This is a genomic window from Streptomyces klenkii (assembly GCF_003626645.1).
In the GTDB taxonomy this organism is placed as follows: Bacteria; Actinomycetota; Actinomycetes; order Streptomycetales; family Streptomycetaceae; genus Streptomyces; species Streptomyces klenkii.
The window spans coordinates 207,441-232,495 of record NZ_RBAM01000004.1 but is presented as its reverse complement, the minus strand read 5'-3'; the positions used below and the strand labels follow the sequence as shown (position 1 = coordinate 232,495).

Genomic DNA, 25,055 nt, shown 5'->3' with positions numbered 1-25,055 from the left:
ACGGAGAGTGCTGGGCCCCGGCGATACCCGGTCGGAAAACACCGCGGGCACCGGGTAGTCTGGTCGGCGACGGGGCCTTAGCTCAGTTGGTAGAGCGCTGTCTTTGCATGGCAGATGTCAGGGGTTCGACTCCCCTAGGCTCCACAAGAAATCCCCTTTGACCTGCGGAAACGCAAGGCGGAGGGGATTTTTCGTGGTGTGGTGGCGTGCTCGTGCGGCCCGTGGGGCCGTGCGCGTCAGTCGTCCAGTAAGCCCGCGCGGCGGGCGTAGCTTCCCGCCTGGAAACGGCTTTGGGCGCCGAGCTCGGCGAGCAGTTCGGTGACGTGGCGCCGGTAGGTGGTGACGGACATGGCGAGCCGGCGGGCCGCCATGCCGTCCTTCATGCCGGACTCCAGGAGTTCGAGGATCGACCGGCGCAGTTCGTCCTTGGCCGATCCGTCGTCGCCGGATCCGGTGAAGGGCCGCGCGGACTCCCAGGCGCTCTCCCAGGACCGGTAGAGGAAGCGCACGAGCGAGGGGTCGCGGACGGCGAGGGCGCCCTTGCCGTCGCCGGGGGAGCTGCCGTGGTCGGCGAGGACGGCGGTGCCGGCGTCGAAGATGAGGACCCGGTCGGGCACGTGGGCGGTGGTGCGGACCCGGGCGCCGAGCTCCGCCATCCGGCCCAGGTGCTGCTGCACGTGGGCGTGGGTGAGGACGGAGTGGGGGTAGAGGGTCCGCACGAGCACGCCGCGGGCGGTCAGCTCGGTGGTGCGTTGCAGCCCCTCCTCCAGGGCCGCGGGGTCCGGCACGTCGGGGTGGGCGGCGGCGACCTCCGTACGGGCGGTGGCGGAGAGGCGTTCGAGGGCGGAGCGGATGGCGTCCGGGAGGGTCAGGTACTCGATGGGGGTCCGGGTGAAGTGGCCGTGCCAGGACTCCTCGAACACCGGCTTCATGGCCAGCACATGACTGCTCATCCGCTCGGATTCGCGGTGCAGCTGCTGGATCCGCGCCTCGATGGGGCCGGTCACGTGGGTGACGGCGACGTCGGGGTTGCGGGCGGCGTACTCGGTGTCGCGGCCGGCACCGCCGGCGAGCTCCCCGGTGGGCCGGGCGGCGTCGGGCGCCTCCTCGGCGGGGCGCAGCAGGTGCAGCCGGGAGAGGTCGTCCACGGCGGCGCGGACGACGGCGCGCGGCACGTCCAAGCGGTGGGCGGCCGCCTTCGGCCGGAGCCTGCCCTGCTCGAGCGCCATGCGGTAGAGCAGCACATGGAGGTCGCTGAGAGGCGACAGCTGCGGCACCTCCGTAGCGGTTTTATCCATTTTCTTCTCCGTCGTCGGCTTGGTGGGGGGTGCCTGATTCGCCGCCGCATAACCGGGGGGATTTCACATTGATTTAAAGTTCGTATTTCTTTGTTGTCGGGCGCCGCACGCCCTGGGCAGCCGGATCTCAGGCCCTGGGGCAGCGGGCCAGGGGCGGGCGGCCGCCCGTGGAAACGAAGGTGAGGGCGGGGCATGACCCCGTCAATCGCCCCTCACAGACTCTACCGTCGGTTTTTCCGAAAAGGAATGGCGATATCCCGCGGGTAACCGATGCCGTTATTTGAGTGATGGATTCCGCTTCCGGAAACAAATACGTCCGCGCCGGGGCCCGGAGGCCTCGGCGCGGACGTTCGGAGCGGGGTTACGAAGGGTCGGTACGGATGGTCAGTACAGGCGGTCTGTACGGATGGTGCGGACGGTGCGGGCGGTCAGTACGGGCGCTCGCCCGGGCCGTCGTTGTTCTCCGGGGAGGACTCCGCCTCGGCCTGCTTGGCCTGGACCTCCGGGTCGAGCGGCGAGGACGCGCTCTCCGGGCCCGTGCCGTCGACCGACGTCAGCGGGGGCCGGTCCCGGACCTCCGTGGCCTCGGGCGGCTCGACGAGCCAGTCCGGATTGGCCTGCTTGTCCCACCACTTCCAGGCCGCGTACGCCCCGCCGGCGAGCAGGCCGATCACCGCGAAGCGGCGGAGCGCCCGTCCCGCCCGGCACCGCCGGTCGCGCCGGGCGACCAGCTTCTCGATCTCTTTCGGGGTCACCTGCCCGCGCAGTGCCGCGAGGGCGGCGGCGCTCCGGGCGACGGCCTCGTCCCGGACCGGCTCGACGGCCGTGCGGGCGCGCACGGCGGCCTGGTCGATCTTCGGGGGCAGGGCGCCGCGGGCGTGCTCGATCCGGGGATGGAGATGTGCGTCGTACTGGGAGCGGGCCTGGTGCGCGGCCTGGTGCGCGGCCTCCGCGACCTTGGGCGCCAGCCGTGTCCGGGCCTCATGCGCGTAGTGCACGGCCGCGTCCTTGGCCGTGCCGGCGTACGGCGCCACCACTTCCGCGGCGTGCCGGACACTGTCCTTCGCCGTGCTGGTCGCGGCGCGCACGCTGTCCTTGCGGGTCACGAGATCCTCCTCCTCGGTGGCGTGTGTTTTGTCGCCTTTCCACCCAGTGAAAAATCATGCCTGGGGACGGGCGGTCCGGCATGTGCGAGCGTGCATCCGGGTCATCGGGGAAGTGAGCGTGAGGTGAAGGGGCGGTGAGCCCCGCTCGACCATGCCACGGTTTCGCGCGGCGCGCGGGTGTTTGTCCGCTACTCGCCGCCAACCCGTACGTGCGAGGATCGTTAGCCGACAGTGCAGACGAGGGAAGGCAGACCGTGGCCGAGCAGCTTTACGCCACCCTGAAGACCAACCAGGGCGACATCGAGATCCGGCTCTTCCCGGACCACGCCCCGAAGACCGTCAAGAACTTCGTGGAGCTCGCGAAGGGCGAGCGCGCGTGGATCAACCCGGAGACGGGCCAGAAGACCACGGACAAGCTGTACGACGGCACGGTCTTCCACCGCGTCATCGAGGGCTTCATGATCCAGGGCGGCGACCCGCTGGGCAACGGCACCGGCGGCCCGGGCTACAAGTTCGCGGACGAGTTCCACCCGGACCTGGCCTTCACCAAGCCCTACCTGCTGGCCATGGCCAACGCCGGCCCGGGCACCAACGGCTCGCAGTTCTTCATCACCGTCTCGCCCACCACGTGGCTGACCCGCAAGCACACCATCTTCGGCGAGGTCACGAGCGACGCCTCCAAGAAGGTCGTCGACGCCATCGCCACCGCCCAGACCAACCCGCGCACCGACCGCCCGGTCAACGACGTGGTCATCGAGTCGGTCGTCGTCGAGACCCGCTGACGGCGGGAGGCCGCCTTCCCCGCCCTCCTCCTCCCTCACCCGCCCTCGCCCGCCCGAGGGAACCCGGCGCCCCGCTCGTCCGTATGACGGGCGGGGCCGCGCGTCCCGGACAGGCCCGCCCACCACCCGGCGCAAGGGGAACGCATGAACGACCAGGCCGTCGGCTGCTACCGGCATCCCGAGCGGGAGACCGGCATCCGCTGCACCCGCTGCGAGCGGCCGATCTGCCCGGAGTGCATGGTGAGCGCATCCGTCGGGTTCCAGTGCCCGGCTTGCGTCGCCGGCGACTCCGGTACGGGACACCGGCCGCAGGCCACCGCGCCGCGCACCATCGCGGGCGGCACGCAGGCCGCCGACCCCCGGCTGGTGACCAAGATCCTGCTCGCGGTCAACGTGGCCCTGTGGGTCGCGGTGATGGCCACCGGCGACGGCCTGCTCGACGAGCTGGAGCTGTTCGGCCGCGCCGTGCTCGGCGGCGAGCCGCAGGGCGTCGCCGAGGGCCAGTGGTACCGCCTGCTGACCTCGATGTTCCTGCACCAGGCGCCGATGCACATCGCCTTCAACATGCTGTCGCTGTGGTGGATCGGCCCGCCGCTGGAGGCGGCCCTGGGCCGCGCCCGCTACCTCACGCTGTACCTGCTGGCCGGCCTCGGCGGCTCCGCGCTCACCTTCGTCGTCGCGGACCCGCGCCAGCCCTCGCTCGGCGCGTCCGGCGCGATCTTCGGCCTGCTGGGCGCCACGGCGGTGATCATGCGCCGCCTCAACTACGACATGCGGCCCGTCGCGGCGCTGCTGGTGCTCAACCTGATCTTCACGTTCACGTGGCACAACATCGCCTGGGAGGCCCACATCGGCGGGCTGGTCGTGGGCGCGGTCGTCGCGTACGGGATGGTGCACGCGCCCCGGGAGAAGCGGGCGCTCGTCCAGGGGCTCACCTGCGGCGTGACGCTGGCGGTGATCGTCGCGGCGGTGATCGTACGGACGGCGACGCTGCCGGAGCTCGTCGGCTTCTCCGGCTGATCCGGACGCTGAGACCCGGGCGCTGTGGGCTCAGGGTCTCAGGCCGGCCGGGGCACCCGGCCCCGGCTGACCCGTGCGTTTGTCCACAGCGCGTACAGAATCTTGTGCACGCTGTGGGGAACGCGTGTCCGTGCTCGTACAGAGCTACGTTTCCGCTGGTGGGCGGGGCCGCCAAGCGGCCCACCGCGCTTGTGATCAGTCACACCGGCGTCAACGGTGAGGAAGTTATCCACAGATCTTCTGAGTTTTTCCCCACTGTGGACGAGGGTGTGGATAACTCCCCGGAAGGCTCCCCGGAGGGCTTGCTACTTCCACTGTGTGGAGACTACGAACCCCGCCGCGATGAAGCCGAAACCGACCACGATGTTCCAGTTGTGGAGCGACTCGACGGGCATGTCGCCACTGGTCACGTAGAACATGACGATCCAGGCCAGCCCGATCAGGAACATCGCCAGCATCAGCGGCGCCACCCAGCCCCGTCCGGAGCTCAGCTTGATGGTCTGCTGCTTCGCCGGCGGCGGCGTGAAGTCGTCCTTCTTGCGGATCCGTGACTTCGGCACGAGGAACTCTCCTGTCGATGCGCTGCGTGACCGCGCTGGGGCTGCATGGGGCGGGACAAAGGGCCGGCCCCGGGGCGGTGGGCGGCGGGAACGCCACCTTGCCCCGGGCGTCCGTTAGCGTAGTGCTTCCGTGGCGCCGGAGAGGATAAGGGTACGTTGAGTAATTCTGCGGACTCCACCAGCAGGCCCTCCCGGCGCTTCAAGCCCGTCCGGCTGCTCACCGGGGGCGTGTTCGCGCTGGCCGGCCTCATCTTCTGGACGAGCTTCAACACCGCGCACGGCACCAACATCCGCACCGACGACTCCATGCTCCGGCTCTCCGACCTCATCCAGGAGCGCAGCCGCAAGAACGCCGGCCTGGACGAGAGCGCCGCGGCCGTCCGTTCCCAGGTCGACGCCCTCGCCCGGCGCGGCGACGGCAACACCGCCGCCCAGAACAAGAAGCTGGCCGACCTCGCGGCGGCCGCGGGCACCGAGAAGCTCAGCGGCCCGGGCCTGACCGTCACCCTCACCGACGCCCCGCCGAACGCCACGGCCAAGATCCCCGGCGTCCCGCAGCCGCAGCCCAACGACCTGGTCATCCATCAGCAGGACCTGCAAGCCGTCGTCAACGCCCTCTGGCAGGGCGGCGCCAAGGGCATCCAGGTCATGGACCAGCGGCTGATCTCCACCAGCGCGGTCCGCTGCGTCGGCAACACCCTGATCCTCCAGGGCCGCGTCTACTCCCCGCCGTACAAGGTGACGGCCGTCGGCGACCGCGGCGCGCTCCGCAAGGCGATCGACGCCTCCCCGTCGATCCAGAACTACCTCCAGTACGTCAACGCGTACGGGCTCGGCTGGAAAGTCGACCAGCACGAGGCGGTGACTCTTCCGGGCTACTCGGGCACAGTGGACCTCCACTACGCCGAGCCCGTGACATGAGCCGTGACGTGAGCCCGTGACGTGAGGACGTGAGCGGGGAGCACGAGCGGGAGGAGGCCCGCGGTGAGGTCGAGGACCGTCGTCCGCACCTTCAGCGAACTGTGCGTCACCATCGGCACTCTGCTCGTCCTCTTCGTCGTCTACGTCCTCTACTGGACGGGCGTGCGCGCCGACAGCGCCATGGACGAGGAGCTCGGCCGGCTCCAGGACCGCTGGTCGAGCGGGGCCGTGGGTGCGGCGGCCGCGCCGGGGGAGCAGGCAGGGGAGCAGGCGGGGCAGCAGCAGCCGGAGGGCGCGCAGCCCGAGGCCGGCGGCCTGCCTGACGATCCGTCCGCCCCATCGGGAGGCCGATCAGACGGCCAATCAGGGGGCGGATCAGGGGACCAGCCGGGAGCCCGGCCGGGAGACCCGTCCGGTCCGGCACGCCCCGACGCACCCTCCCGCACCCCGCCCCGCGCGGGCACCGCCGGCCAGGCGCCCCCCGCGGGCACGGCGCCGCGGGCCGGCCGAGCCTTCGCCGTCATGTACATCCCCCGCTTCGGCGCCGGCTGGGCCAAGCCCGTCCTCGAAGGAACCGGCACCGACCTCCTCAAGCGGGGCCTCGGCCACTACGAGCGGACCGCCCGCCCCGGCGCGCAGGGCAACTTCGCGGTCGCCGGCCACCGCCGCACCTACGGCGACCCCTTCAAGGACCTCGACGAGCTGCGCGCGGGCGACGCGGTGGTGATCAGCGACGGCACGACCTGGTTCACGTACCGCGTGGACGGCCGCCCGTACCGCACGCGCCCCGACGACACGGGCGTCATCGACCCCGTGCCCGCCGCGTCCGGCTACCGCACCCCGGGCCGCTACCTGACCCTCACCACCTGCGAGCCGGAGTGGGGCCACAGCCACCGGCTGATCGTGTGGGCGCACCTGGACGCCACTTCGCCCGTCTCGCGGGGCCGGCCCGGGGCTTTGTCCGCCTGACCCCCTCGGCGGGCGCCCGACCCTTAGTCTGGTGCTGCAATTTCGACTACGTCATCGGCAAGTGGGGACAGCATGTACGGCTGGATCTGGCGGCGTCTGCCGGGCAACGCATGGGTGCGGGCACTGATCTCGCTGCTGCTCGTACTGGCGGTCGTCTACGTGCTCTTCCAGTACGTCTTCCCCTGGGCGGAACCGCTGCTGCCGTTCAACGACGTGACGGTCGACAACGGAATGGCGGTCAACCAGTGAGTGCGCGCATCCTCGTCGTGGACAACTACGACAGCTTCGTCTTCAACCTCGTCCAGTACCTCTACCAGCTCGGCGCCGAGTGCGAGGTACGGCGCAACGACGAGGTCGAGCTCGCCCACGCGCAGGACGGCTTCGACGGGGTCCTGCTCTCGCCCGGGCCGGGGGCGCCCGAGCAGGCCGGTGTGTGCATCGACATGGTGCGGCACTGTGCGCAGCACGGCATCCCCGTCTTCGGCGTCTGCCTGGGCATGCAGTCGATGGCCGTCGCGTACGGCGGCGTGGTCGGGCGGGCGCCCGAGTTGCTGCACGGCAAGACGTCGCTGGTGACGCACGAGGGCGCGGGCGTCTTCCAGGGCCTCCCGTCGCCCTTCACGGCCACCCGCTACCACTCGCTGGCCGTCGAGCGGGAGAACTGGCCGGACGAGCTGGAGATCACCGCCTGGACGGAGTCGGGCATCGCGATGGGCCTGCGCCACCGCGACCTGCCGGTCGAGGGCGTGCAGTTCCACCCCGAGTCCGTGCTCACCGAGTGGGGCCACCGGATGCTCGCCAACTGGCTGGTCGCCTGCGGCGACGCCACGGCGGTGGAGCGGTCGGCGGGACTGGCCCCGGTGGTGGGCAAGACCGGGGCGGCCGGGGCGTGACCACGCCCCCGCGGGTCGTATCGCAGCCGCTGCCGCCCGAGGACCGGGCGACGATGGAGCTGCGCAGGGTGGAGGTGCCGGCTCAGGCGGCGCACAGGCCCGTACGGACCGGGGGGCGTGCTGCGCGGAGGCACGCGGCCCGGCGGGCGCGCAGGGGCAGCCTGGGCGTGCTGCTGTGCCGGCTGACGGGCGAGCTGTTCATCACGGCCGGCCTCGTGATGCTGCTCTTCGTCGCCTACCAGCTGTGGTGGACGAACATCCGCGCCCTCCAGCAGGCCGGCGGGGCCGCCCATCACTTGCAGAGCCGCTGGGACGAGGACGGCCAGGGCGCCGCCGACCGGGACGCGGGCGCGTTCTCGCCGGGCGAGGGCTTCGCGATCCTCTACATCCCGTCGCTGGATGTGAAGGCGCCCATCGCCGAGGGCGTCGGCAAGCAGAAGGTCCTCGACCGCGGCATGGTGGGCCATTACGGGGATGCCGGCCTCAAGACCGCGATGCCGTGGGACAAGCAAGGCAACTTCGCCCTCGCCGGCCACCGCAACACCCATGGCGAACCGTTCCGCTACGTCAACCGCCTGAAGCCCGGCGACAAGATCGTCGTGGAGACGCGGAGCGCCTTCTACACGTATGAGATGACGAGCCGTCTGGACCAGACGTCACCGGCGAATGTCACGGTCATCGCCCCCGTGCCGGCCGGTTCGGGCTTCCGTGGCCCCGGCCGCTACATCACCCTCACCACCTGCACCCCCGAGTTCACCAGTACCTACCGCCTGATCGTGTGGGGCAAGATGGTCGACGAGCGGCCCCGGAGCAAGGGAAAGCCGGACGCGCTCGTCAACTGAGACACGCGGGGAACAGTGAGCGGGGTACGAACGTCAGTGGCACGTACTGACCGGGGACGGGGGCGCCTCGCCGCCGCCGTGGGCGTCATCGGCGAACTGCTGATCACAGCGGGCGTGATCCTGGCCCTCTTCGTCGTCTACTCCCTGTGGTGGACGAACGTCCTCGCCGATCGCGAGGCGAAGCGGCAGGGCAACCACGTGCGCGACCGCTGGGCGCAGGGCCCGTCGGGCCCCGGCGCGCTCGACACCAAGGACGGCATCGGCTTCCTGCACGTGCCCGCCATGAAGAACGGCGAGGTCCTGGTCAAGCGCGGTACGGGGACCGACGTCCTCAACGAGGGCGTGGCCGGCTTCTACACCTCCCCGGCCAAGGCCGCGATGCCGTGGGAGCAGCAGGGCAACTTCACCCTGGCGGCCCACCGCGACGGGCACGGCGCGAAGTTCCACAACATCGACAAGGTGAAGACCGGCGACCGGGTCGTCTTCGAGACGCGCGACGTCTGGTACGTCTACAAGGTCTACGCCGAGCTGAAGCAGACCTCGAAGTACAACGTCGCCGTCATCGACCCCGTCCCGAAGGAATCGGGGAAGACGAAGCCGGGCCGCTACCTGACCCTGACGACCTGCACGCCGGTCTACACCTCGGACTACCGCTACATCGTCTGGGCGGAGCTGGAGCGCACGGAGAAGGTCGACGCGGACCGTACGCCCCCGAAGGAACTGCGCTAGCCCCGGAAGCCGGCTCGGAACGCCGAACGCCGGGTGGGTTTCAAGAAGCCCACCCGGCGTTCACCGTTCTTACGGCGTCAGTGGCGACGGCCCCCTATGAAGCCGCCTCCGATGAAGCCCGTGTTGCCCGTGGCGCCCTGGTCGCCGCCCGGGGTGCCGGGGTTGCCCGTGTCGGAGCCGGGAAGGCCCGCCGTGGTCGTCACGTCGACCGCGGAACCCTTGGCGACCTGGTTGCCCGGGAGCGGGTTCGTGGTCTGCACGACCGCGTTGTCGTCCTGCGGGCCGATGACGTTGCCGACCTTCAGGCCCGCGGCCTCGATGTCCTTCTTGGCGTCCTTGAGCTTGTGCGTCAGGACGGGAGGCACGACGACGTTCTGCGCGCCCTTGGCCACGGTCAGGGTGACCATGGAGCCCTGGGCGGCCTGGGTGTTGCCGTCGGGGCTCTGCTTGGTGACGGTGCCCGGAGGCTGCGTGGAGTCCTCCTCCGTCACCGACACCTGGAAGCCGTTGTCGGTCAGCTGCTTCTTCGCGGCGTCCACGTTCTGGCCCACCACGGACGGCACCGTCTTGGTCGGCTTGGCCGTGGCGACGGTGAGGGTGACCTCGGAGCCCTTCTCGGCCTGCGTGTCGCCCTTGGGGTTCTGCTCAAGAACCGTGTCGGCCGCGACGCCGTCGACCTGCTTGCCCTTGGTGTTGACCTGGAAGCCCGCCTTCTCCAGGATCCGCCGGGCGTTCTCCAGTTGCTTCTCGGTGACGTCGGGGACGCTGACCTTGGCCGCGCCCGCGGACACCTTGACCTTGACCTCGCCGCCGCGGTCGATCTTGCCGCCGCCCGTCGGGTCCTGGCTGCAGATCTTGCCCTTGTCCTGCTCGCAGGTCTCGGTGCCGTTCTGCACGACCTTGAAATCGCCGTTGACGCCCTGCTGCTGAGCGTCCTTCAGCGTCTGCCCGACGAGGTTCGGCACGGACACCTTGGAGGCGTTGTCGCTGCCGTTGAAGAGCGACTTCCCGATGAAGATCGCACCGACCAGCACCAGGACGCCCGCGAGGATCAGCAGGATCGTCGACAGGTTGCTCTTGCGGCCGCCGCCCCCGCCGCGCCGCCGGCCGTGGCCGTCGTCGTAGCCGCCGTACCCGCCGTCGTCGTCCCGTACGGGCGGGAGCATGGACGTCTGCCCCTGGCCTGCGGGGGCCTGGGGGCGGAGCATGGCCGTCGGGGCGTCCGCGCCGTAGCCGACGGCGCCCATGGTGGCCGTGGCGGCGACGGGCTGGCCCTCCAGGGCCGCCTCGATGTCGGCGCGCATCTCGTCGGCCGACTGGTAGCGGTAGTCCGGGTCCTTGGCCAGCGCCTTGAGGACGATGGCGTCCATCTCGGGCGTGATCTCGGGGTCGTGGACGCTCGGCGGGTTCGGCTCCTCCCGCACGTGCTGGTAGGCGACCGCCACCGGCGAGTCGCCCACGAACGGCGGGCGCACGGCCAGCAGCTCGTACAGCAGGCAGCCGGTCGAATAGAGGTCCGAGCGCGCGTCGACCTGCTCGCCCTTGGCCTGCTCCGGGGAGAGGTACTGGGCGGTGCCGATCACGGCCGCGGTCTGCGTCATCGTCATGCCGGAGTCGCCCATCGCGCGGGCGATGCCGAAGTCCATGACCTTGACCTGGCCGGTGCGCGTCAGCATGACGTTGGCCGGCTTGATGTCGCGGTGGACGATGCCGGCCCGGTGGGAGTACTCCAGCGCCTGGAGGACGCCGATGGTCATCTCCAGCGACCGCTCGGGCAGCAGCTTGCGGCCGGAGTGCAGCAGCTCGCGCAGGGTCGACCCGTCCACGTACTCCATGACGATGTACGGGATCGACACGCCGTCGACGTAGTCCTCGCCCGTGTCGTACACGGCGACGATCGACGGGTGGTTGAGCGAGGCGGCCGACTGGGCCTCACGGCGGAACCGGGCCTGGAAGGACGGGTCGCGGGCAAGATCCACCCGCAGCGTCTTCACGGCGACGGTGCGGCCGAGCCGGGTGTCGTGGGCGAGGTAGACCTCGGCCATGCCACCGCGGCCGAGCACCGAGCCCAGTTCGTACCGGCCGCCGAGGCGACGCGGCTCTTCCATAGCTCCAGCCCTTCCGTTTTCCTGACCGCACCTTCACTACGTCCGGCGGTGTGCTGTCCGGCATACGGTACCCGGCACCTCACGCCCCTTCCGGCCGCGACGGCCACCTGATACACGACCGGTACCGTCGCGCGCGGCGCCGGACGGCGGAGGTGAGCGGCGTCACTTCGCCGTGCTGAGCACCGCCTCCATGACCTTCTTGGCGATCGGCGCGGCGAGAGCGCCACCGGCGATGTCGTCGCGCATCGTGTCCGAGCCCTCGATCACCACGGCGACGGCGACGGGCGAGCCGTTGGAGCCCTTGGCGTAGGAGATGAACCACGCGTAGGGGTTCTCGCTGTTGGCCACGCCGTGCTGGGCGGTTCCGGTCTTGCCGCCGACCGTGACGCCGGAGATGCGGCCGTTCTTGCCGGTGCCCTCGTTGACGACGGTCTCCATCATCGACTGGATCTTCCGGGCGTTGTCCCGCGACATCGGCTGGGACATTTCCTTCGGCTGGTGCGTCTCGATCACGTTCAGGTTGGGGGCGCGCACCTTGTCGACCATGTACGGCTCCATGAGCTTGCCGTCATTGGCGACCGCGGCGGCCACCATGGCCATCTGGAGCGGCGTGGCGCGGTTGGAGGCCTGGCCGATGCCGTCCATGGCGTTCTGCGGACGGTTGTCCTTGGGGTAGATGCTCTGGGCGGCGCGCACGGGCGTGTCGAGCTTGTCGTTGTTGAAGCCGAACTTCTGCGCCTCGTCCATCATCTTCTTGTTGCCGAGGTCGGCGCTGACCTTGCCGAAGACGGTGTTGCAGGACCACTGCAGGGCCACCCGCAGCGAGGCGTCCTTGCAGGGGATGTCGCCCTCGTTCTTCAGCGGGGTGACCGTGTCCGGCAGCGTCCACGGCAGCGGCGAGTCGGTCTTGGAGTCGACGTCCTTGTACAGCCCGTTCTCCAGGGCCGCGGCCGCCGTCACGACCTTGAACGTCGAACCCGGCGGGTAGGTCTCGCGCAGCGCCCGGTTGAGCATGGGCTTGTTCTTGTCCTTGTCCAGCGACGTCCACTCCTTGCCGTCGTTGGCACCCGCGATCTTGGACGGGTCGTACGACGGGGTGGACGCCAGGGCGAGGATCTTGCCGGTGCGCGGGTCGATGGCCGCGACCGCGCCCTTCTTGTCGCCCAGGCCCTCGAAGGCGGCCTTCTGGGCCTTGCCGTTCAGGGTGGTGATCACGTCACCGCCCTTCTTCCCCTTGCCCGTGATCATGTCGACGGTGCGGTTGAAGAACAGGCGGTCGTCGTCGCCGATGAGGACGCGGTCGTAGAGGTTCTCCAGCTGGGTGGCGCCGTAGACCTGCGAGGAGCGGCCGGTGACCGGCGCCCACATGGGGCCGTCCGTGTACGTCCGCTTGTACTTGAAGTCCACGCCGCCGGTCTCGACGGAGCCCGTGATGGCCTGGCCGTCCACGATGATGTTGCCGCGGGGCTGGCTGTAGCGGGCGATGTCGACGCGGCGGTTGTTCTTGTGCGTCTTCAGCTCGTCGGCCTGGACGAACTGGAGCCAGTTGTCCCGCAGGAGCAGGGCCAGGACGAGGAGGCCGCAGAAGATCGCGATCCTGCGTACGGGCTTGTTCACGGGCGGACCACCTGGGTCATCTCGGCGTCTGGGGACGGAGCGGGGGCCGGAGCCGGGCGCCGTGCCGTGTCGCTGATCTTTATCAGGATGGCGATCAGCGCCCAGTTGGCGATCACGGACGAGCCGCCCTGGGCGAGGAACGGCATGGTCATGCCGGTCAGTGGAATGAGGCCCATGACGCCGCCCGCCACGACGAAGACCTGGATGCCGAAGGCCGCGGCGAGGCCGGTGGCGAGGAGCTTGCCGAAGGGGTCGCGGGCGGCGAGCGCCGTCCGCACGCCGCGCTCCACGATCAGCCCGTAGATCAGCAGGATCGCCATGGCGCCGGCCAGGCCGAGCTCCTCGCCGTAGGAGGCGAAGATGAAGTCGGAGTTGGCGGCGAACTGGATCAGGTCGGAGGCGCCCTGGCCCCAGCCGGTGCCGAAGACGCCGCCGGAGCCGAAGGCGAACAGGGCCTGGGCGATCTGCTCGGTGGTGGCCCAGGACGGGCGCGGGTTGTCGTAGACCGCGAAGGGGTGCAGCCAGGCCATCACACGGACCTTGACGTGCGGCTCGACGGAGCCGACGACGGCCGCGCCGCCCGCCGACATCAGCAGACCGAAGACGATCCAGCTGGTGCGCTCGGTGGCGACGTACAGCATGACGACGAACATGCCGAAGAACAGCAGCGACGAGCCCAGGTCGGTCTCGAAGACGAGGATGACGAGGCTCAGCGCCCAGACGGCGAGGATCGGGCCGAGGTCGCGGCCGCGCGGCAGGTACAGCCCCATGAAGCGGCGGCTGGCCAGGGCCAGGGCGTCGCGCTTCACCATCAGGTAGCCGGCGAAGAAGATCGCCAGGATGATCTTCGCGAACTCACCGGGCTGGATGGAACCGAGGCCCGGGACGGTGATCCAGATCTTGGCGCCGAACTTGCCGGGGAAGAACACCGGGGCGACCAGCAGGATCAGCGCGACCACCATGGAGATGTAGGTGTAGCGCTGGAGGATGCGGTGGTCCTTGAGGAAGATCACCACGGCCACGAAGAGCGCGATGCCGAGCGCCGAGAACAGCAGCTGGTTGGGCGCCGACGCCTGGAACGTGAAGCCCTGCGCCTTGGCCAGGCGCGCCAGCCGCTCCGACTGGTCGAGCCGCCAGATCATCACGAGCCCGAGGCCGTTGAGCAGGGTGGCCAGCGGCAGCAGCAGCGGGTCGGCGTACTTCGCGAACTTGCGCACCACCAGGTGCCCGACGCCGCCGAGCAGGCCGAGGCCGAGCCCGTAGCCGAGCATGCCCGACGGCATCTCGCCGTTGAGCGCGAGGCCGACGTTGGCGTACGCGAAGCAGGGCAGGATCACCGCGAACGCGAGCAGCGCCAGCTCGGTGTTGCGCCGGCTGGGCGGGCCCACGGTGCTGATCGTGGTCGTCGCGGTCGTGTTGCTGCCCGCGCTGGATGGCATGGATGGCATGGCTGACATGAGTTGATGGCCCCCTACGGCTTTACTGCTGAGCGCTGCACTGCGGGACCAACTTCTGCTCTTCCTCGGTGAGGGTGGGGCCCGGGCTGGGCACCGGGGTGGCTTGGGCGGAGAGGCCGGCGGCCCCCGGCTTGGCGTCGCCCGCCTTGGGGTCCTTCGGGTCCTTCGGGTCCTTGGGCAGTTCGCCGACGGAGCCGACCCGGTCGCCGTTCTGCTTCTCCTTGTCCCGCTGCGCCTGCTCGGCCTTGCGCCGCTCGTCTTCCTTCTTGCAGGCGCCGGCGAGCAGGCCGAGGTCCTTGGCCTTCTGCTCCGCCTTCTCGCGGCTGTCGAGCGCGATGGTGTCCTCGACGCGGCTGCGCTGGTCGACGGGCAGGTACTTGAGTTCGATCTCGGGGTGGTCCTGGTAGAGCTTGCTGAGGCTCACCCACGCCAGGTCCTGGTTGATGCCCTGGTAGACCGCCACGTGGTTGTTGTCCTTGGCGCCCACGTAGTACTGCGTCTGGGTCCAGCTGTAGCCGCCGTAGAGGCCGCCCGCGACGACGCCGAGGGCGACGGCGAGGATGAGCGTCCGCTTGAGCCACCGGCCGCGCCGGGGCTCCTTGACGAAGTCCTCGTCCATGAAGGCGCCGAACGAGCCGTCCGGGGTGCCGTCGTCTCCGCTGCCGGGCGGGCCGAAGCCGCCGCCGGGAGCCTGCGGGGGCACCGGCCGGTTGGCGCGGGCGTGCTCGGCGGCACGGCCGGCCGGGGTCTGCATGGCGCCGTCGACGCCCAGCTGGAGCTGGTTCTCGGCGACCGCGCCGACGATCACCGGCGTGTCGTTGAGCTGCTGGGCGAGGGTGTCGCCGCCGTCGACGTCGAGGACGTCGGCGACGATGCAGGTGATGTTGTCGGGGCCGCCGCCGCGCAGGGCGAGCTGGATCAGCTCCTGGACCGTCTCGTGCGGGCCCTGGTAGCTGGCGAGCGTCTCCTCCATCGTCTGGTGGCTGACGACGCCGGAGAGGCCGTCGGAGCAGATCAGATAGCGGTCGCCGGCGCGGACCTCGCGGATGGACAGGTCCGGCTCGACGTGGTCGCCGCTGCCCAGCGCGCGCATCAGCAGGGAGCGCTGCGGGTGGGTGGTGGCCTCCTCCTCGGTGATCCGGCCCTCGTCCACCAGCCGCTGCACCCAGGTGTGGTCCTGGGTGATCTGGGTGAGGACGCCGTCGCGCAGCAGGTACGCGCGGGAGTCGCCGACGTGCACGAGGCCGAGGCGCTGGCCGGTCCACAGCAGGGCGGTCAGGGTCGTGCCCATGCCCTCCAGCTGGGGGTCCTCCTCGACCATGACGCGCAACTGGTCGTTGGCGCGCTGCACGGCGGTGCCCAGCGAGGTCAGGAGGTCCGAGCCGGGGACGTCGTCGTCGAGCTGGACGAGGGTGGAGATCACCTCGGAGCTGGCGACCTCGCCCGCGGCCTGGCCGCCCATGCCGTCGGCGATGGCGAGCAGGCGCGGGCCGGCGTAACCGGAGTCCTCGTTGCCCTCCCGGATCATGCCCTTGTGCGATCCGGCGGCGAAGCGCAGAGACAGACTCATGCGCACCTCGCCCGTCGGCTCCGGGTACAGCCCCTTCCCAGCCACGCTGCCCACCCTCCGGTCGTCATGGTCCTACTACTTCCGCAGCTCGATGACGGTCTTGCCGATGCGGATCGGCGCGCCGAGCGGGATCGGGGTCGGGGTGGTCAGCCGGGTGCGGTCGAGATACGTGCCGTTGGTCGAGCCGAGGTCCTCGACGATCCACTGGCCGTCGCGGTCCGGGTAGATCCTGGCATGCCGGCTGGAGGCGTAGTCGTCGTCCAGCACGATCGTGGAGTCGTGGGCGCGGCCCAGCGAGATGGTCTGGCCTTGCAGTGCCACCGTGGTGCCCGCGAGGGAGCCCTCGGAGACCACGAGCTTGGTGGGGGCGCCGCGGCGGCCCCGGTCCGCGCGCCGGTCGGCCCTGCGGCCGCCCGTCTGCTGCTGCTGGCGCTGCTGCGGAGGCGCGGCCTGGGCCTGCGCGCGCTGCGGCCGGTTCTCGCCACCGCCGCGGCGGGAGCCACGCTGGGTGACCCGGGTGCCGAAGAGGTCACTGCGGATGACCTGAACGGCCACGATCACGAACAGCCACAGTACGGCGAGGAAACCCAACCGCATGACCGTGAGGGTCAGCTCTGACATTGCCCCCGCTTCACCCTTCGGCTTGCCGATAAACGATGGTGGTGCTGCCCACGACGATCCGTGAGCCGTCGCGGAGCGTAGCGCGAGTGGTGTGCTGTCCGTCCACCACGATGCCGTTGGTCGACCCCAGGTCCTGGATGGTGGCGGGGGTGCCGACCCGGATTTCGCAGTGCCGGCGGGAGACGCCGGGGTCGTCGATCCGTACGTCCGCCTCGGTGCTGCGGCCCAGCACGAGGGTGGGCCGGGAGATCTGGTGGCGGGTGCCGTTGATCTCGATCCAGCGCCGGGTCTGGGCGCCGGGCGCGCCCGCCGCGGAGCCGCTGCCGCCCGCGCGCGGCGCGGGCCGCCCGGGGGGTGCGGAGGGCGGCGGGGACGCGGGCATGGGCGGCAGCCCCGACGGGGGTGCCGGATAGCCCGCACCGTGCGTGACGGGGCTGCCCGGGCGCGGGCTGCCGCCGGGACGCTGGCCCGGCCCGCCTTGGTGGTCCTGCGACTCGCTGGAGGCGAGGGTGCGGCTGCGCACCCGGTACAGGCCGGTGTCGAGGTCGTCCGCCTTCTCCAGGTGGACCTTGATGGTCCCCATGAAGGTGTACCGCTGCTGCTTGGCGTAGTCGCGGACCATGCCGGACAGCTCGTCGCCGAGCTGGCCGGAGTACGGGCTGAGCCGCTCGAAGTCCGGGGTGCTCAGCTCCACGATGAAGTCGTTCGGGACGACGGTGCGGTCACGGTTCCAGATGGTGGCGTTGTTGTCGCACTCGCGCTGGAGCGCACCGGCGATCTCGACCGGCTGCACCTCGGACTTGAACACCTTGGCGAAGGTGCCGTTCACGAGACCCTCGAGACGCTGCTCGAAGCGCTTCAGTACTCCCACGGGGCACCTCCTTCCCTCAGTGACGTTCCTGATGCTCGGTGTCGTTCCTGATACTGCTTACTGATCGTATCCACGCGTTGGGGAAACGGCCGGTTCCCCTTCGGGGCCAGGAGTGACGAGTGTCGCCCCGGCCCTCCGGCGCGACCCTCCCTGTCCCCTTCACGGGGATCCCTTCACCGGGACCCCTACATAGGGATCGTAGAGGCGGCCGGGAGCCAGTGTCCCGCAACCGGCGGGGTCCCCACCGGTCCCGGCGGCCCGGGCGGGCCTCCACGGCCCCCGCCTGCGCCGGTCAGGGAAGAACGAGTGTGAAGGCACCCGCCAGGGCGTGCTAATGTTCTCGATGTCGGAAGGCGCACGGCGCAGACACCGGAAGGGCCAAGGCCCCGCCGGAAGAAGCCCGGAAGCCCGAGGACGACACCCATGCGCGGGTGGCGGAATAGGCAGACGCGCTGGATTCAGGTTCCAGTGCCCGAAAGGGCGTGGGGGTTCAACTCCCCCCTCGCGCACAGTGAGGACAGACCTCTCGAAGTGACTTCGGTCACTCCGGGGGGTCTGTCTCGTTTTGGTGTTCTGTCCGCCCTTTGTCCGTCCTCTTGTTCGCCCTTTCGTCCGCCTTTCATCCGTCCTTCCATGTCCTTGGCGTCGAGGGGCCCTTGTGGCCCTTGCGGCCTCAAGAGCTTGGCCGGAACGTGGCGCGCCGTAGTGGCTGGAGTGGGAACATCATTCCGTAGTCGTACCGGGGCGCTGTGTGATCCGGAATGGGGGACGCGGGGTGGCTGGTGACCAGACGTCCGTTTTTTCGGTGTGGATATTGCCCGCTGCCGTCTGCGCGCCCGTGACCTGGGTGTGTCTCGTGCACCGCTTCCGGGGGCAGGGGCGGCTGCTGGGGACGGTGCGCTCGGCCGCCTCGGCGCTGGCCGTCGTGCTGTGGACGTCCGCGATGGCGGCGCTCGCCAGCGGCCTGCTGTTACCGCACGCCTCCGCCGTGCCGCCGGCGGCGGTCGGGATCGTCGCGGGAGCGGGGCTGGTGCCCAAGCGGCGGACCGAGCAGGCCGAGCATCCGGTGATGGCGATTCTCACACTCGGCCATTCCCTGCTGATCAACAGTCTGATGGACCGCTTGCAGACGGACCGGGCCGACTGGTGCGCCCGCCTGGCCGACGGCTTCGACAACCACTGGGAGCTCGACGTCTTCGCGGACCGGGTCACGCGGCACCTGAAGTCGCGGGTCGAGGTGCCCGGGCGCCCGGCCAGGGGCAAGAGCAGCCCTGCCGTCTCGATCGAGGCGCGGTACGAAGAGGTGCGGGCCGCGGTGCAGAAGGCGGACACGCTGGAGGCCGAGATCGAGAAGGCCTGTTCGGTCGAGCAGCGCCGGCGGACGCGCGAGGAGATCGGCCGGACGCTGCGGGCCTTCGGTGAGGCCGAGCACCTGTGCGCGCGCCTGCTGGAGCTGGCGCACGCGCACGGCAAGCGCAGCGACGACCGGAAGATCCTCGAACTGCGGCGGCAGCCTTTGTACGCGGCCGCCGCGGAGCCGCCGGGGCGGTGATGCGGTGAGCGGTGGGTCCTGGGCCGCCGGTTCGGGAGACCGGCTTACGGGCTTCCGGCTTACGGACAGCCAGGTCACAGGCCGTCAGCTCAGCGGTACGTCTTGGCCAACGCTCTGTGTGCGGGCGATTCCTGGCAGCCTGCGGCGGCGGGCTCGGAGAACGAGATCTCCATCTTCACGTCGAGCGCATCGGCCACGGCGGCCAGCGAACGCATGGTCAGATTCTCGTCACCGGAGAGGATTTGGCTCACCCTGCCCGGGGAGACGCCCATGCTCTCCGCCAAGTCCTTGCGCGTCATGCCGCGTTCGGCGAGGAGGCCCGCAAGGGATGCCGTCGCGTGGCGTGCCAGCCGGCCTCCGGCCTCGTCGGCCGTCGATCCATGATCACGTCTGTCGCGCCACGTCATCGTTACCCCCTGGAACCAAGAACTCACGGCGCCCTTAGGCGCCTTCCCCTAAGAGGATGCCACCTTTAGGGCTAACTAAAAGCCCGCATCCGGCTAAAGATTGCCGCAACGGGGGCGAGTTCACTTTTTGATCAATCTGTGACCAGGCGTGATGAGGCAATCGGTCGAATTCGGCCAAGGTTCACGCCACTCTTCGTAGCCGGGCGGCCGGGATGCCTTAGGTGTTACAAGGTTCAAGCATCAATAGAAACCACGCGGTCGGTTTGGTACGGTCGGGCGCCAGTCCGGTAGCCACCACCGGTAGCCACCTCGTGGGGAGATCCGATGGCAGTCAGATCCGCGCAATCCGGCCGTGCTCCCGGCGGGACGGCGGCCGGTCGTGTGCCCGGCCGCACGGCGGCCGGGCGCGGGCCCGGCGGGACGGCGTCCCTTGCCGACGGCTGGGACGTGGAGCCGGAGCTGTTCGCCTCCCTCGCGCGGCACGACCAGCGCCGGATGGCCGAGCAGTACGTACGCGGCCTGCTGGCGGCGGAGGGCCGCAAGACCCTGCGCAACGTCGCGGAACAGATCGGCGGGAAGGCGCTCCAGCAGAGCGTCCACCACTTCATCACCGCGTCGTCCTGGAACTGGGCGCCCGTCCGGAGCGCGCTGGCGCGGCTCGCGGACGAGGCGGTGCGCCCCCAGGCGTGGGTGGTCAACTCCACGGTCATCCCCAAGGCGGGCATCCACTCGGTCGGCGTCGACCAGCAGTTCCTCCCCCACCTGGGCCAGACCGTCAACGGGCAGCGGGCGTTCGGCGCGTGGAGCGCCTCGGAGCGGATCAGTGTGCCCTTCAACTGGAGCCTGGTGCTCTCCAGGAGCTGGCTGGAGGACCCGGCCCGGCGCAGCCGCGCCAACATACCCGCCGCCAGTCGCGTCGCCTCCCTGGAGGAGCACGCCGGATCCGTCGCCCTGGAGGCGGCCGAGGCCTGGGGCCTGCGCCGGCGCCCCGTCGTCGTGGACGTGGAGGGGCTCGACGCGGGCGCGACCGCGGGGCGCTTCGCCCGCGCGGGCGCCTCCCTGATCCTGCGCATCGACGGCGCGACGCCGCTGCGGGTCGACGGCTCCCTGCTCCAGGGGTACAGCGACAAGGAGGTGCCCGCCCTGAACCTGATCTCCTCGATGAAGCGGATGCGCCGCCAGGTGGAGTGGTCGGACGCGGTGGGGGGCCGCCTGCACCTCGGCGTGGTGAGCGCCATTCCCGTGCTGCTGGCGTGCCGGGTGCCCGGCGGCGGCTCCGGCGCCGTCCACCACCGGCCGATGCTGCTCATGGGCGACTGGCGCTCCTCCGACCGGTGGCCGTCGCGGCTGTGGCTCACCGACTCCCGGCGGCTGCCGCTGACCACCCTGCTGCGGCTGACCCGGCTCACGGACGTCGTCGAGCGCGACTTCGCGGAGATCTCCGAGCAGACCGGCGTCCGGGACTTCGCGGGCCGCTCGTTCCAGGGCTGGCACCGCCACATCACGCTGGCCTCGGTCGCCCACCTCGTCGCCGCGCGGGCGGGGGCGCGCGGGTTCCCGGCGCGGCGGCGGCGCGCTGCGGGGTCCGTCACGCCCCTGTGCGCCTGAGCGGTTCGCGCCCCCGAGTCCGCCCGAGTCCCCCCTGTCTCACGCCGGAGCTCCGCCGGTAGGTTCTCGCCATCCGATCGACGCGCGGCGTGCGGTGCGCGGCGTCCGGTGCGCCGGATGCGCGACGTAAGAGCCGTAAGAGCAAGGACGAAGGGGGAGGTGGGCGCGATGTCGCGACTGCCGTACGTGCCGGGGTTCGCCCGGCCCGCCGGGCCCAAGGGGGCGGCCGGGTCGCCGAAGGCGGAGGGCAAGGCGCTGCGGGAGCGGGTGCCGCGGTCCGCGCACGCGCGCTGGGACGCGAGTCCGGACCGGCCGGACGCGGTCGCCGCCGTCGAGGCCTCGAACGCGGGCCGGCTGCCCGAGCTCACGCCGATACGGGTCGGCCGGATGGCCGCCTCCCCGTTCGCCTTCCTGCGCGGGTCCGCCGGGCTCATGGCGTACGACCTGGTGGACACCGCCGTGACCGGGGCCGGCGCCCAGATCTGCGGGGACGCCCACGCCGCCAACTTCGGGCTCTACGGCGACGCGCGCGGCGGACTCGTCATCGACCTCAACGACTTCGACGAGACCCTGCACGGGCCCTGGGAGTGGGACGTGAAGCGGCTCGCCGCCTCGCTGGTGCTGGCCGGGCGGGAGGCGGGCGCGGACGAGGCCACCTGCCGGGACGCGGCGCGGGACGCGGCCGGCTCCTACCGGCACACGGTGCGGCTGCTCGCCGGCATGCCCGTCGCGGACGCCTGGAACGCCATCGCCGACGAGCGGCTCGTCTCCCACGCGGACGCCCGCGACCTGACCGGCACGCTGGAGCGCGTCTCCGAGAAGGCCCGGCGGAACACGAGCGCCCGCTTCGCCGCCAAGGCCACGGAGAAGGCGGGCGGCGGGCGGCGTTTCGTGGACGCCCCGCCGGTGCTGCGGCGCCTGCCGGACGCCGAGGCGGGCGCGGTCGCCTCGGCGCTGGGCGGCTACCTCGGCACCCTCCCGGAGGACCTGCTGCCGCTGCTCGCCCGGTACGAGGTGCAGGACGTGGCGTTCCGCATCGTCGGCACCGGGAGCGTGGGGCTGCGCTCGTACGTGGTGCTGCTCCTGGACCACCGCGGGGAGCCGCTGGTCCTCCAGGTGAAGGAGGCCCGGCCCTCGGTCCTGCTGCCGTACGCGGAGAAGGCCGGCTTCGCGCTGCCGCCGGACGGGCACGAGGGGCGGCGGGTCGTGCTCGGCCAGAAGCGGATGCAGGTCGTGAGCGACGTGCTGCTCGGCTGGGCCACGGTCGAGGGGCGTCCGTACCAGGTGCGGCAGTTCCGCAACCGCAAGGGCAGCGTCGACCCGGCGGCCCTCGCCCCCGCCGAACTGGACGACTACGCCCGCCTCACCGGCGCGCTCCTCGCCCGCGCCCACTCCCACACGACGGACCCGCGCCTGATAGCGGCCTACTGCGGCAAGTCCGACGCCCTGGACGAGGCGGTGGCCACGTTCGCCCGGACCTACGCGAACCGCACAGAAGCCGACCACGACTCCCTGACCCGCGCGATCAGAGCGGGCCGGGTAGCGGCGGAGACGGGCGTCTAGGGGGCGGCGCCTGTCTTCAGCCCCCTTGCCGCAGGCAAGAAAAATCCGCCGCGACGGCGAAAAGCCACGACGGCGCAGTCCGGCGGTGCCCGGCCGGCTTCAGGCCGTCCGGCGCCGCCGGCCGCTGTCTCGGCGGAGGATCGTGGGGCGCACCGACGTGCCCCGGGGAACCCTCCGGGAGGGAACTACGCTGGGCGGGTGATGAATCCGGAAGCAGACACTTCCCGCCTGGAGCAAGCCGTCCGCACGGCCGAGACCGCGCTGATCGAGTTCGAGATCGCCGTGGAGACGTTCCGCGTGGAGGTGGAGAACTTCTCCCGCCTGCACCACCAGCGCCTCGGCCCGGTCTACGCCCGCCTTGAAGAGCTGGACGCACAGATCGCCGAGGCCGTCGCGGCCCGCAGCGGCGATCCGGAGGACCAGCGCAAGGCCCGCGAGGCCCGCGCGCTGGTGCAGCCGCTGCCCGGCGTGGAGGAGCTGTTCGGCGGCTGGCTGGACTCGGACGGGCTGTCCCCGGAGGGCATGGCGATGCTCACGGAGAAGCAGGTCCGCCCGCCCCGCCGGGTCCGTGCGAGCGACGAGGCCCGCCGGGCCTTCCGGGAGCTGGTCCGCAAGGCCCACCCGGACCTGGCGCGGGACGAGGCCGAGCGGCTGCGGCGCGAGGAGTTCATCGTGCGCGTCAACGCCGCGTACGCGGACGGTGACGAGGACCTCCTGGGCGCCCTGGCCGCGGAGTGGGCCGCGGGCCCGGCGCCGGAGCCGCGGCCCCTGGACCGCGCGGAGGAGCTCTACGCCCGCCTGGAGTGGCTGGCGCAGCGCAAGGAGATGCTGTCGGGGCTGGCCGCCGAGCTGGAGGGGTCGGCGATCGGCGCGATGCTGCGGATGGCGCCGGAGGACCCGGACGGCCTGCTGGAGGAGATCGCCGAGGGGCTGCGCGCCCAGGTCTCCGAGCGCGAGGCACAGCTGCGGGAACTGGTCGGGTAGCGTCGTGGGCATGAGCTTTGGTTCCGGAATTCCCACGGTCGGCGTCGACGCCGTCTCGTCCGACGACTTTCTGCTGGATGTGCGCGAGGCCGACGAGTGGGCGGCCGGCCACGCCGAGGGCGCTCTGCACATCCCGATGAGCGACTTCGTGGCCCGCTTCGGCGAGTTGACGGAGAAGGCGCCGGACGGCGGCCGGATCAACGTCATCTGCCGCTCGGGCGGCCGTTCCGCGCAGGTCACCGCCTATCTGGTGCAGCAGGGCATGGACGCGGTGAACGTCGAGGGCGGCATGCAGGTCTGGGAGGCCGCCGGCCGCCCTGTCGTGGACGGCAACGGCGCCCCCGGGACCGTGATCTAGCGGTTCCGGTCCCAGCAGCCCCGGTCTAGTAGCCCTCGGGCGCGTGGGCGGCCAGCAGGTCGCCCAGCGCCTCCTCGTGCGCCGCGGCTGGGCCCAGCGACAGCTCCAGCTGCTTGGCCCAGGCGTGGTACCGGTGCAGGGCGTAGCCGGTGTCGGCGCCGAATCCGCCGTGGAGGTGCTGCGCGGTCTGCACCGCGCGCCGCACCCCTTCCGAGGCCCACACCTTCGCGACGGCGAGGTCCGCGTCGGCCGGGAGGGCCCCGCCCGCGCCGGTCTCCAGCCGCCACGCGGCCTGCCAGAGCGTGGCCTCCATGGCCCGCAGGTCGACATAGCGGTCCGCGGCCTGGACGGCCACCGCCTGGAACGTGGCCAGCGGGAAGCCGAACTGCTCCCGCTTGCTCGTGTACGCGCTGGTCATGCGGCACACGGCCGTTCCCACCCCGAGCGCGAGCGCGCACGTCCCGGCCGTGAGCAGCGCGCGCAGCCGCGGCCAGACTCCTTCGGCGTCGACGATCCGCGTGCCGTCGAGCCGTACGGCGTCGAGCCGCACCTCCGCGTACCGCTCGCCGTTGGTGGACACCTGCCGTTCCAGGGCGACGCCGGGGTGATCGCGGGGGACGAGCCCGAGCACGGTGCGGCCGTCCGCGTCGCACGCGGGGACAACGATCAGGTCGGCACTGGGCGCCCACGGCACGGCCGTCTGCACGCCGTCGAGCACGCGGCCGCCGCCCTCCCCGGCCGCGGGCCGGGCGGCGACCGAGAGTTCCGCCGCGTCGTGCCCGGTCCGCCCGTTGGAGGCGACCGTGACGACCAGCTCCCCGCGCCCGAGCGCCGGCAGGATCCGGGCCCCTGCCGCACCGCCGTGCGTGGTCAGCGCGAGCGCCGTGGCCCCGGCCTCCAGCAGGGGCACCCGCGCGAGGACCTGCCCGGCCTCGCGCAGCACCAGGCACAGGGCGACCGGGCCGAGCCCCGCCCCGCCGTGCCGGGTGCCGGCGGTCAGGCTCAGCAGATCCGCCGCGGCCAGCCTGCGCCACAGCGCGCGGTCGAAGTCCTCCGCGACCGGGCCCCGGGACAGCACGGGGCTGGGCACGCCGTCGGGGGAAACCCCGGAGAACACGGCCCGCGCCGCCTCGGCGGCCGCCTGCTGCTCTTCGCTGAAGGTGAAGTCCACTGCCGCCGCCTTCCCGCCCCGCTGCCCGTCCGCCAACTCCACTCACTA

General features: G+C 71.3%; 23 protein-coding genes, 2 tRNA genes and 1 pseudogene. 15 read left to right on the top strand and 11 right to left on the bottom strand.

Features of this window, described 5'->3' with window-relative positions; all coding sequences use genetic code 11:
• Nucleotides 1–71: 71 nt before the first annotated feature.
• Nucleotides 72–144 (top strand) — tRNA-Ala (locus D7231_RS11130).
• A gap of 92 nt (nt 145–236) precedes the next feature.
• Here D7231_RS11130 and D7231_RS11125 read toward each other — a convergent pair.
• Both D7231_RS11125 and D7231_RS11120 read right to left on the bottom strand, forming a co-directional pair.
• Entirely contained in the window at nt 237–1,298 is a 1,062-nt protein-coding gene (locus D7231_RS11125) for a helix-turn-helix domain-containing protein (protein WP_147449703.1), read from the bottom strand.
• Nucleotides 1,299–1,726: 428 nt separating this feature from the next.
• The gene (locus D7231_RS11120) at nt 1,727–2,404 is read right to left on the bottom strand and encodes a DUF5324 family protein (protein ID WP_120754951.1); all 678 of its coding nucleotides are present in this window, start codon (nt 2,402–2,404) and stop codon (nt 1,727–1,729) included.
• Between the two features lie 254 nt (nt 2,405–2,658).
• On the opposite strand from D7231_RS11120, the gene D7231_RS11115 reads away from it, so the two are divergent.
• Together D7231_RS11115 and D7231_RS11110 are read left to right on the top strand one after the other, a co-directional pair.
• Complete coding sequence (locus D7231_RS11115) at nt 2,659–3,186, top strand: peptidylprolyl isomerase (protein WP_120754949.1); 528 nt, start codon at nt 2,659–2,661, stop codon at nt 3,184–3,186.
• Between the two features lie 144 nt (nt 3,187–3,330).
• Nucleotides 3,331–4,206, top strand: a complete 876-nt coding sequence (locus D7231_RS11110) for a rhomboid family intramembrane serine protease (protein WP_120754947.1) — start codon at nt 3,331–3,333, stop codon at nt 4,204–4,206.
• Between the two features lie 305 nt (nt 4,207–4,511).
• On the opposite strand, the gene crgA is transcribed toward D7231_RS11110, so the two are convergent.
• Nucleotides 4,512–4,766, bottom strand: a complete 255-nt coding sequence (crgA, locus tag D7231_RS11105) for a cell division protein CrgA (RefSeq protein WP_120754945.1) — start codon at nt 4,764–4,766, stop codon at nt 4,512–4,514.
• Between the two features lie 156 nt (nt 4,767–4,922).
• Between crgA and D7231_RS11100 the strand changes: the two genes are divergently transcribed.
• The 6 genes and pseudogenes from D7231_RS11100 (at nt 4,923) to D7231_RS11075 (ending at nt 9,120) form a co-directional block, all read left to right on the top strand.
• Nucleotides 4,923–5,687, top strand: coding sequence for a DUF881 domain-containing protein (locus D7231_RS11100; protein ID WP_120754943.1), 765 nt, complete (start codon nt 4,923–4,925; stop codon nt 5,685–5,687).
• A gap of 63 nt (nt 5,688–5,750) precedes the next feature.
• Entirely contained in the window at nt 5,751–6,656 is a 906-nt protein-coding gene (locus tag D7231_RS11095) for a class E sortase (protein ID WP_241999651.1), read from the top strand.
• A 72-nt stretch (nt 6,657–6,728) separates the two neighbouring features.
• Entirely contained in the window at nt 6,729–6,905 is a 177-nt protein-coding gene (locus tag D7231_RS11090) for a hypothetical protein (RefSeq protein ID WP_120754941.1), read from the top strand.
• Entirely contained in the window at nt 6,902–7,549 is a 648-nt protein-coding gene (locus D7231_RS11085) for an aminodeoxychorismate/anthranilate synthase component II (RefSeq protein WP_120754940.1), read from the top strand. Before D7231_RS11090 ends, D7231_RS11085 begins: the two co-directional genes overlap by 4 nt.
• Nucleotides 7,465–8,391 (top strand): annotated as a pseudogene (locus D7231_RS11080) (class E sortase); the annotation flags it as partial. The gene D7231_RS11085 and the pseudogene D7231_RS11080, both read left to right, overlap by 85 nt.
• A gap of 36 nt (nt 8,392–8,427) precedes the next feature.
• Nucleotides 8,428–9,120, top strand: coding sequence for a class E sortase (locus tag D7231_RS11075; protein ID WP_241999650.1), 693 nt, complete (start codon nt 8,428–8,430; stop codon nt 9,118–9,120).
• A gap of 77 nt (nt 9,121–9,197) precedes the next feature.
• On the opposite strand, the gene pknB is transcribed toward D7231_RS11075, so the two are convergent.
• From pknB to D7231_RS11040, 6 genes are all read right to left on the bottom strand, one after another.
• Nucleotides 9,198–11,228, bottom strand: coding sequence for a Stk1 family PASTA domain-containing Ser/Thr kinase (pknB, locus tag D7231_RS11070; protein WP_120754935.1), 2,031 nt, complete (start codon nt 11,226–11,228; stop codon nt 9,198–9,200).
• 162 nt (nt 11,229–11,390) lie between these two features.
• Nucleotides 11,391–12,845: a penicillin-binding transpeptidase domain-containing protein gene (locus D7231_RS11060; protein ID WP_120754933.1), complete on the bottom strand. Its 1,455-nt coding sequence runs from the start codon at nt 12,843–12,845 to the stop codon at nt 11,391–11,393.
• Complete coding sequence (locus tag D7231_RS11055) at nt 12,842–14,284, bottom strand: FtsW/RodA/SpoVE family cell cycle protein (protein ID WP_120754931.1); 1,443 nt, start codon at nt 14,282–14,284, stop codon at nt 12,842–12,844. Before D7231_RS11055 ends, D7231_RS11060 begins: the two co-directional genes overlap by 4 nt.
• A 40-nt stretch (nt 14,285–14,324) precedes the next feature.
• On the bottom strand, nt 14,325–15,872 hold the full coding sequence (locus D7231_RS11050) for a PP2C family protein-serine/threonine phosphatase (RefSeq protein ID WP_199739341.1): 1,548 nt from the start codon (nt 15,870–15,872) through the stop codon (nt 14,325–14,327).
• A 75-nt stretch (nt 15,873–15,947) separates the two neighbouring features.
• On the bottom strand, nt 15,948–16,493 hold the full coding sequence (locus D7231_RS11045; RefSeq protein ID WP_120754929.1) for an FHA domain-containing protein FhaB/FipA: 546 nt from the start codon (nt 16,491–16,493) through the stop codon (nt 15,948–15,950).
• Nucleotides 16,494–16,503: 10 nt separating this feature from the next.
• A complete protein-coding gene (locus D7231_RS11040) occupies nt 16,504–17,364 on the bottom strand; it encodes an FhaA domain-containing protein (RefSeq protein WP_120754927.1) in 861 nt (286 codons plus the stop codon).
• A 425-nt stretch (nt 17,365–17,789) separates the two neighbouring features.
• Between D7231_RS11040 and D7231_RS11035 the strand changes: the two genes are divergently transcribed.
• Nucleotides 17,790–17,873: transfer RNA gene (locus D7231_RS11035), tRNA-Leu, on the top strand.
• A gap of 347 nt (nt 17,874–18,220) precedes the next feature.
• A complete protein-coding gene (locus tag D7231_RS11030; RefSeq protein ID WP_147449702.1) occupies nt 18,221–18,916 on the top strand; it encodes a hypothetical protein in 696 nt (231 codons plus the stop codon).
• A gap of 89 nt (nt 18,917–19,005) precedes the next feature.
• On the opposite strand, the gene D7231_RS11025 is transcribed toward D7231_RS11030, so the two are convergent.
• On the bottom strand, nt 19,006–19,323 hold the full coding sequence (locus D7231_RS11025) for a helix-turn-helix domain-containing protein (RefSeq protein WP_120755570.1): 318 nt from the start codon (nt 19,321–19,323) through the stop codon (nt 19,006–19,008).
• Nucleotides 19,324–19,647: 324 nt separating this feature from the next.
• Here D7231_RS11025 and D7231_RS11020 point away from each other — a divergent pair, with 324 nt between their 5' ends.
• From D7231_RS11020 to D7231_RS11005, 4 genes are all read left to right on the top strand, one after another.
• Nucleotides 19,648–20,931 carry an IS701 family transposase gene (locus tag D7231_RS11020; RefSeq protein WP_120754923.1) on the top strand — a complete coding sequence of 428 codons (1,284 nt, stop codon included), beginning with the start codon at nt 19,648–19,650 and terminating at the stop codon, nt 20,929–20,931.
• Between the two features lie 117 nt (nt 20,932–21,048).
• On the top strand, nt 21,049–22,494 hold the full coding sequence (locus tag D7231_RS11015; protein ID WP_120754921.1) for a DUF2252 domain-containing protein: 1,446 nt from the start codon (nt 21,049–21,051) through the stop codon (nt 22,492–22,494).
• A gap of 201 nt (nt 22,495–22,695) precedes the next feature.
• Nucleotides 22,696–23,478, top strand: coding sequence for a J domain-containing protein (locus D7231_RS11010; protein WP_120754919.1), 783 nt, complete (start codon nt 22,696–22,698; stop codon nt 23,476–23,478).
• Between the two features lie 10 nt (nt 23,479–23,488).
• The gene (locus tag D7231_RS11005; RefSeq protein ID WP_120755569.1) at nt 23,489–23,836 is read left to right on the top strand and encodes a rhodanese-like domain-containing protein; all 348 of its coding nucleotides are present in this window, start codon (nt 23,489–23,491) and stop codon (nt 23,834–23,836) included.
• A gap of 25 nt (nt 23,837–23,861) precedes the next feature.
• Here the strand turns inward: D7231_RS11005 and D7231_RS11000 are convergent, their stop codons facing one another.
• Nucleotides 23,862–25,007 carry an acyl-CoA dehydrogenase family protein gene (locus D7231_RS11000; RefSeq protein ID WP_120754917.1) on the bottom strand — a complete coding sequence of 382 codons (1,146 nt, stop codon included), beginning with the start codon at nt 25,005–25,007 and terminating at the stop codon, nt 23,862–23,864.
• Nucleotides 25,008–25,055: the final 48 nt, after the last annotated feature.

Bases quoted from the DNA above. Each gene is read 5' to 3' on its own strand.
- D7231_RS11125 (WP_147449703.1), bottom strand. From the start codon at position 1,298: ATGGATAAAACCGCTACGGAGGTGCCGCAGCTGTCGCCTCTCAGCGAC.
- D7231_RS11110 (WP_120754947.1), top strand. From the start codon at position 3,331: ATGAACGACCAGGCCGTCGGCTGCTACCGGCATCCCGAGCGGGAGACC.
- D7231_RS11090 (WP_120754941.1), top strand. From the start codon at position 6,729: ATGTACGGCTGGATCTGGCGGCGTCTGCCGGGCAACGCATGGGTGCGG.
- pknB (WP_120754935.1), bottom strand. From the start codon at position 11,228: ATGGAAGAGCCGCGTCGCCTCGGCGGCCGGTACGAACTGGGCTCGGTG.
- D7231_RS11055 (WP_120754931.1), bottom strand. From the start codon at position 14,284: ATGCCATCCAGCGCGGGCAGCAACACGACCGCGACGACCACGATCAGC.
- D7231_RS11050 (WP_199739341.1), bottom strand. From the start codon at position 15,872: ATGAGTCTGTCTCTGCGCTTCGCCGCCGGATCGCACAAGGGCATGATC.
- D7231_RS11045 (WP_120754929.1), bottom strand. From the start codon at position 16,493: ATGTCAGAGCTGACCCTCACGGTCATGCGGTTGGGTTTCCTCGCCGTA.
- D7231_RS11025 (WP_120755570.1), bottom strand. From the start codon at position 19,323: ATGACGTGGCGCGACAGACGTGATCATGGATCGACGGCCGACGAGGCC.
- D7231_RS11020 (WP_120754923.1), top strand. From the start codon at position 19,648: ATGGCAGTCAGATCCGCGCAATCCGGCCGTGCTCCCGGCGGGACGGCG.
- D7231_RS11015 (WP_120754921.1), top strand. From the start codon at position 21,049: ATGCGCGACGTAAGAGCCGTAAGAGCAAGGACGAAGGGGGAGGTGGGC.
- D7231_RS11010 (WP_120754919.1), top strand. From the start codon at position 22,696: ATGAATCCGGAAGCAGACACTTCCCGCCTGGAGCAAGCCGTCCGCACG.
- D7231_RS11005 (WP_120755569.1), top strand. From the start codon at position 23,489: ATGAGCTTTGGTTCCGGAATTCCCACGGTCGGCGTCGACGCCGTCTCG.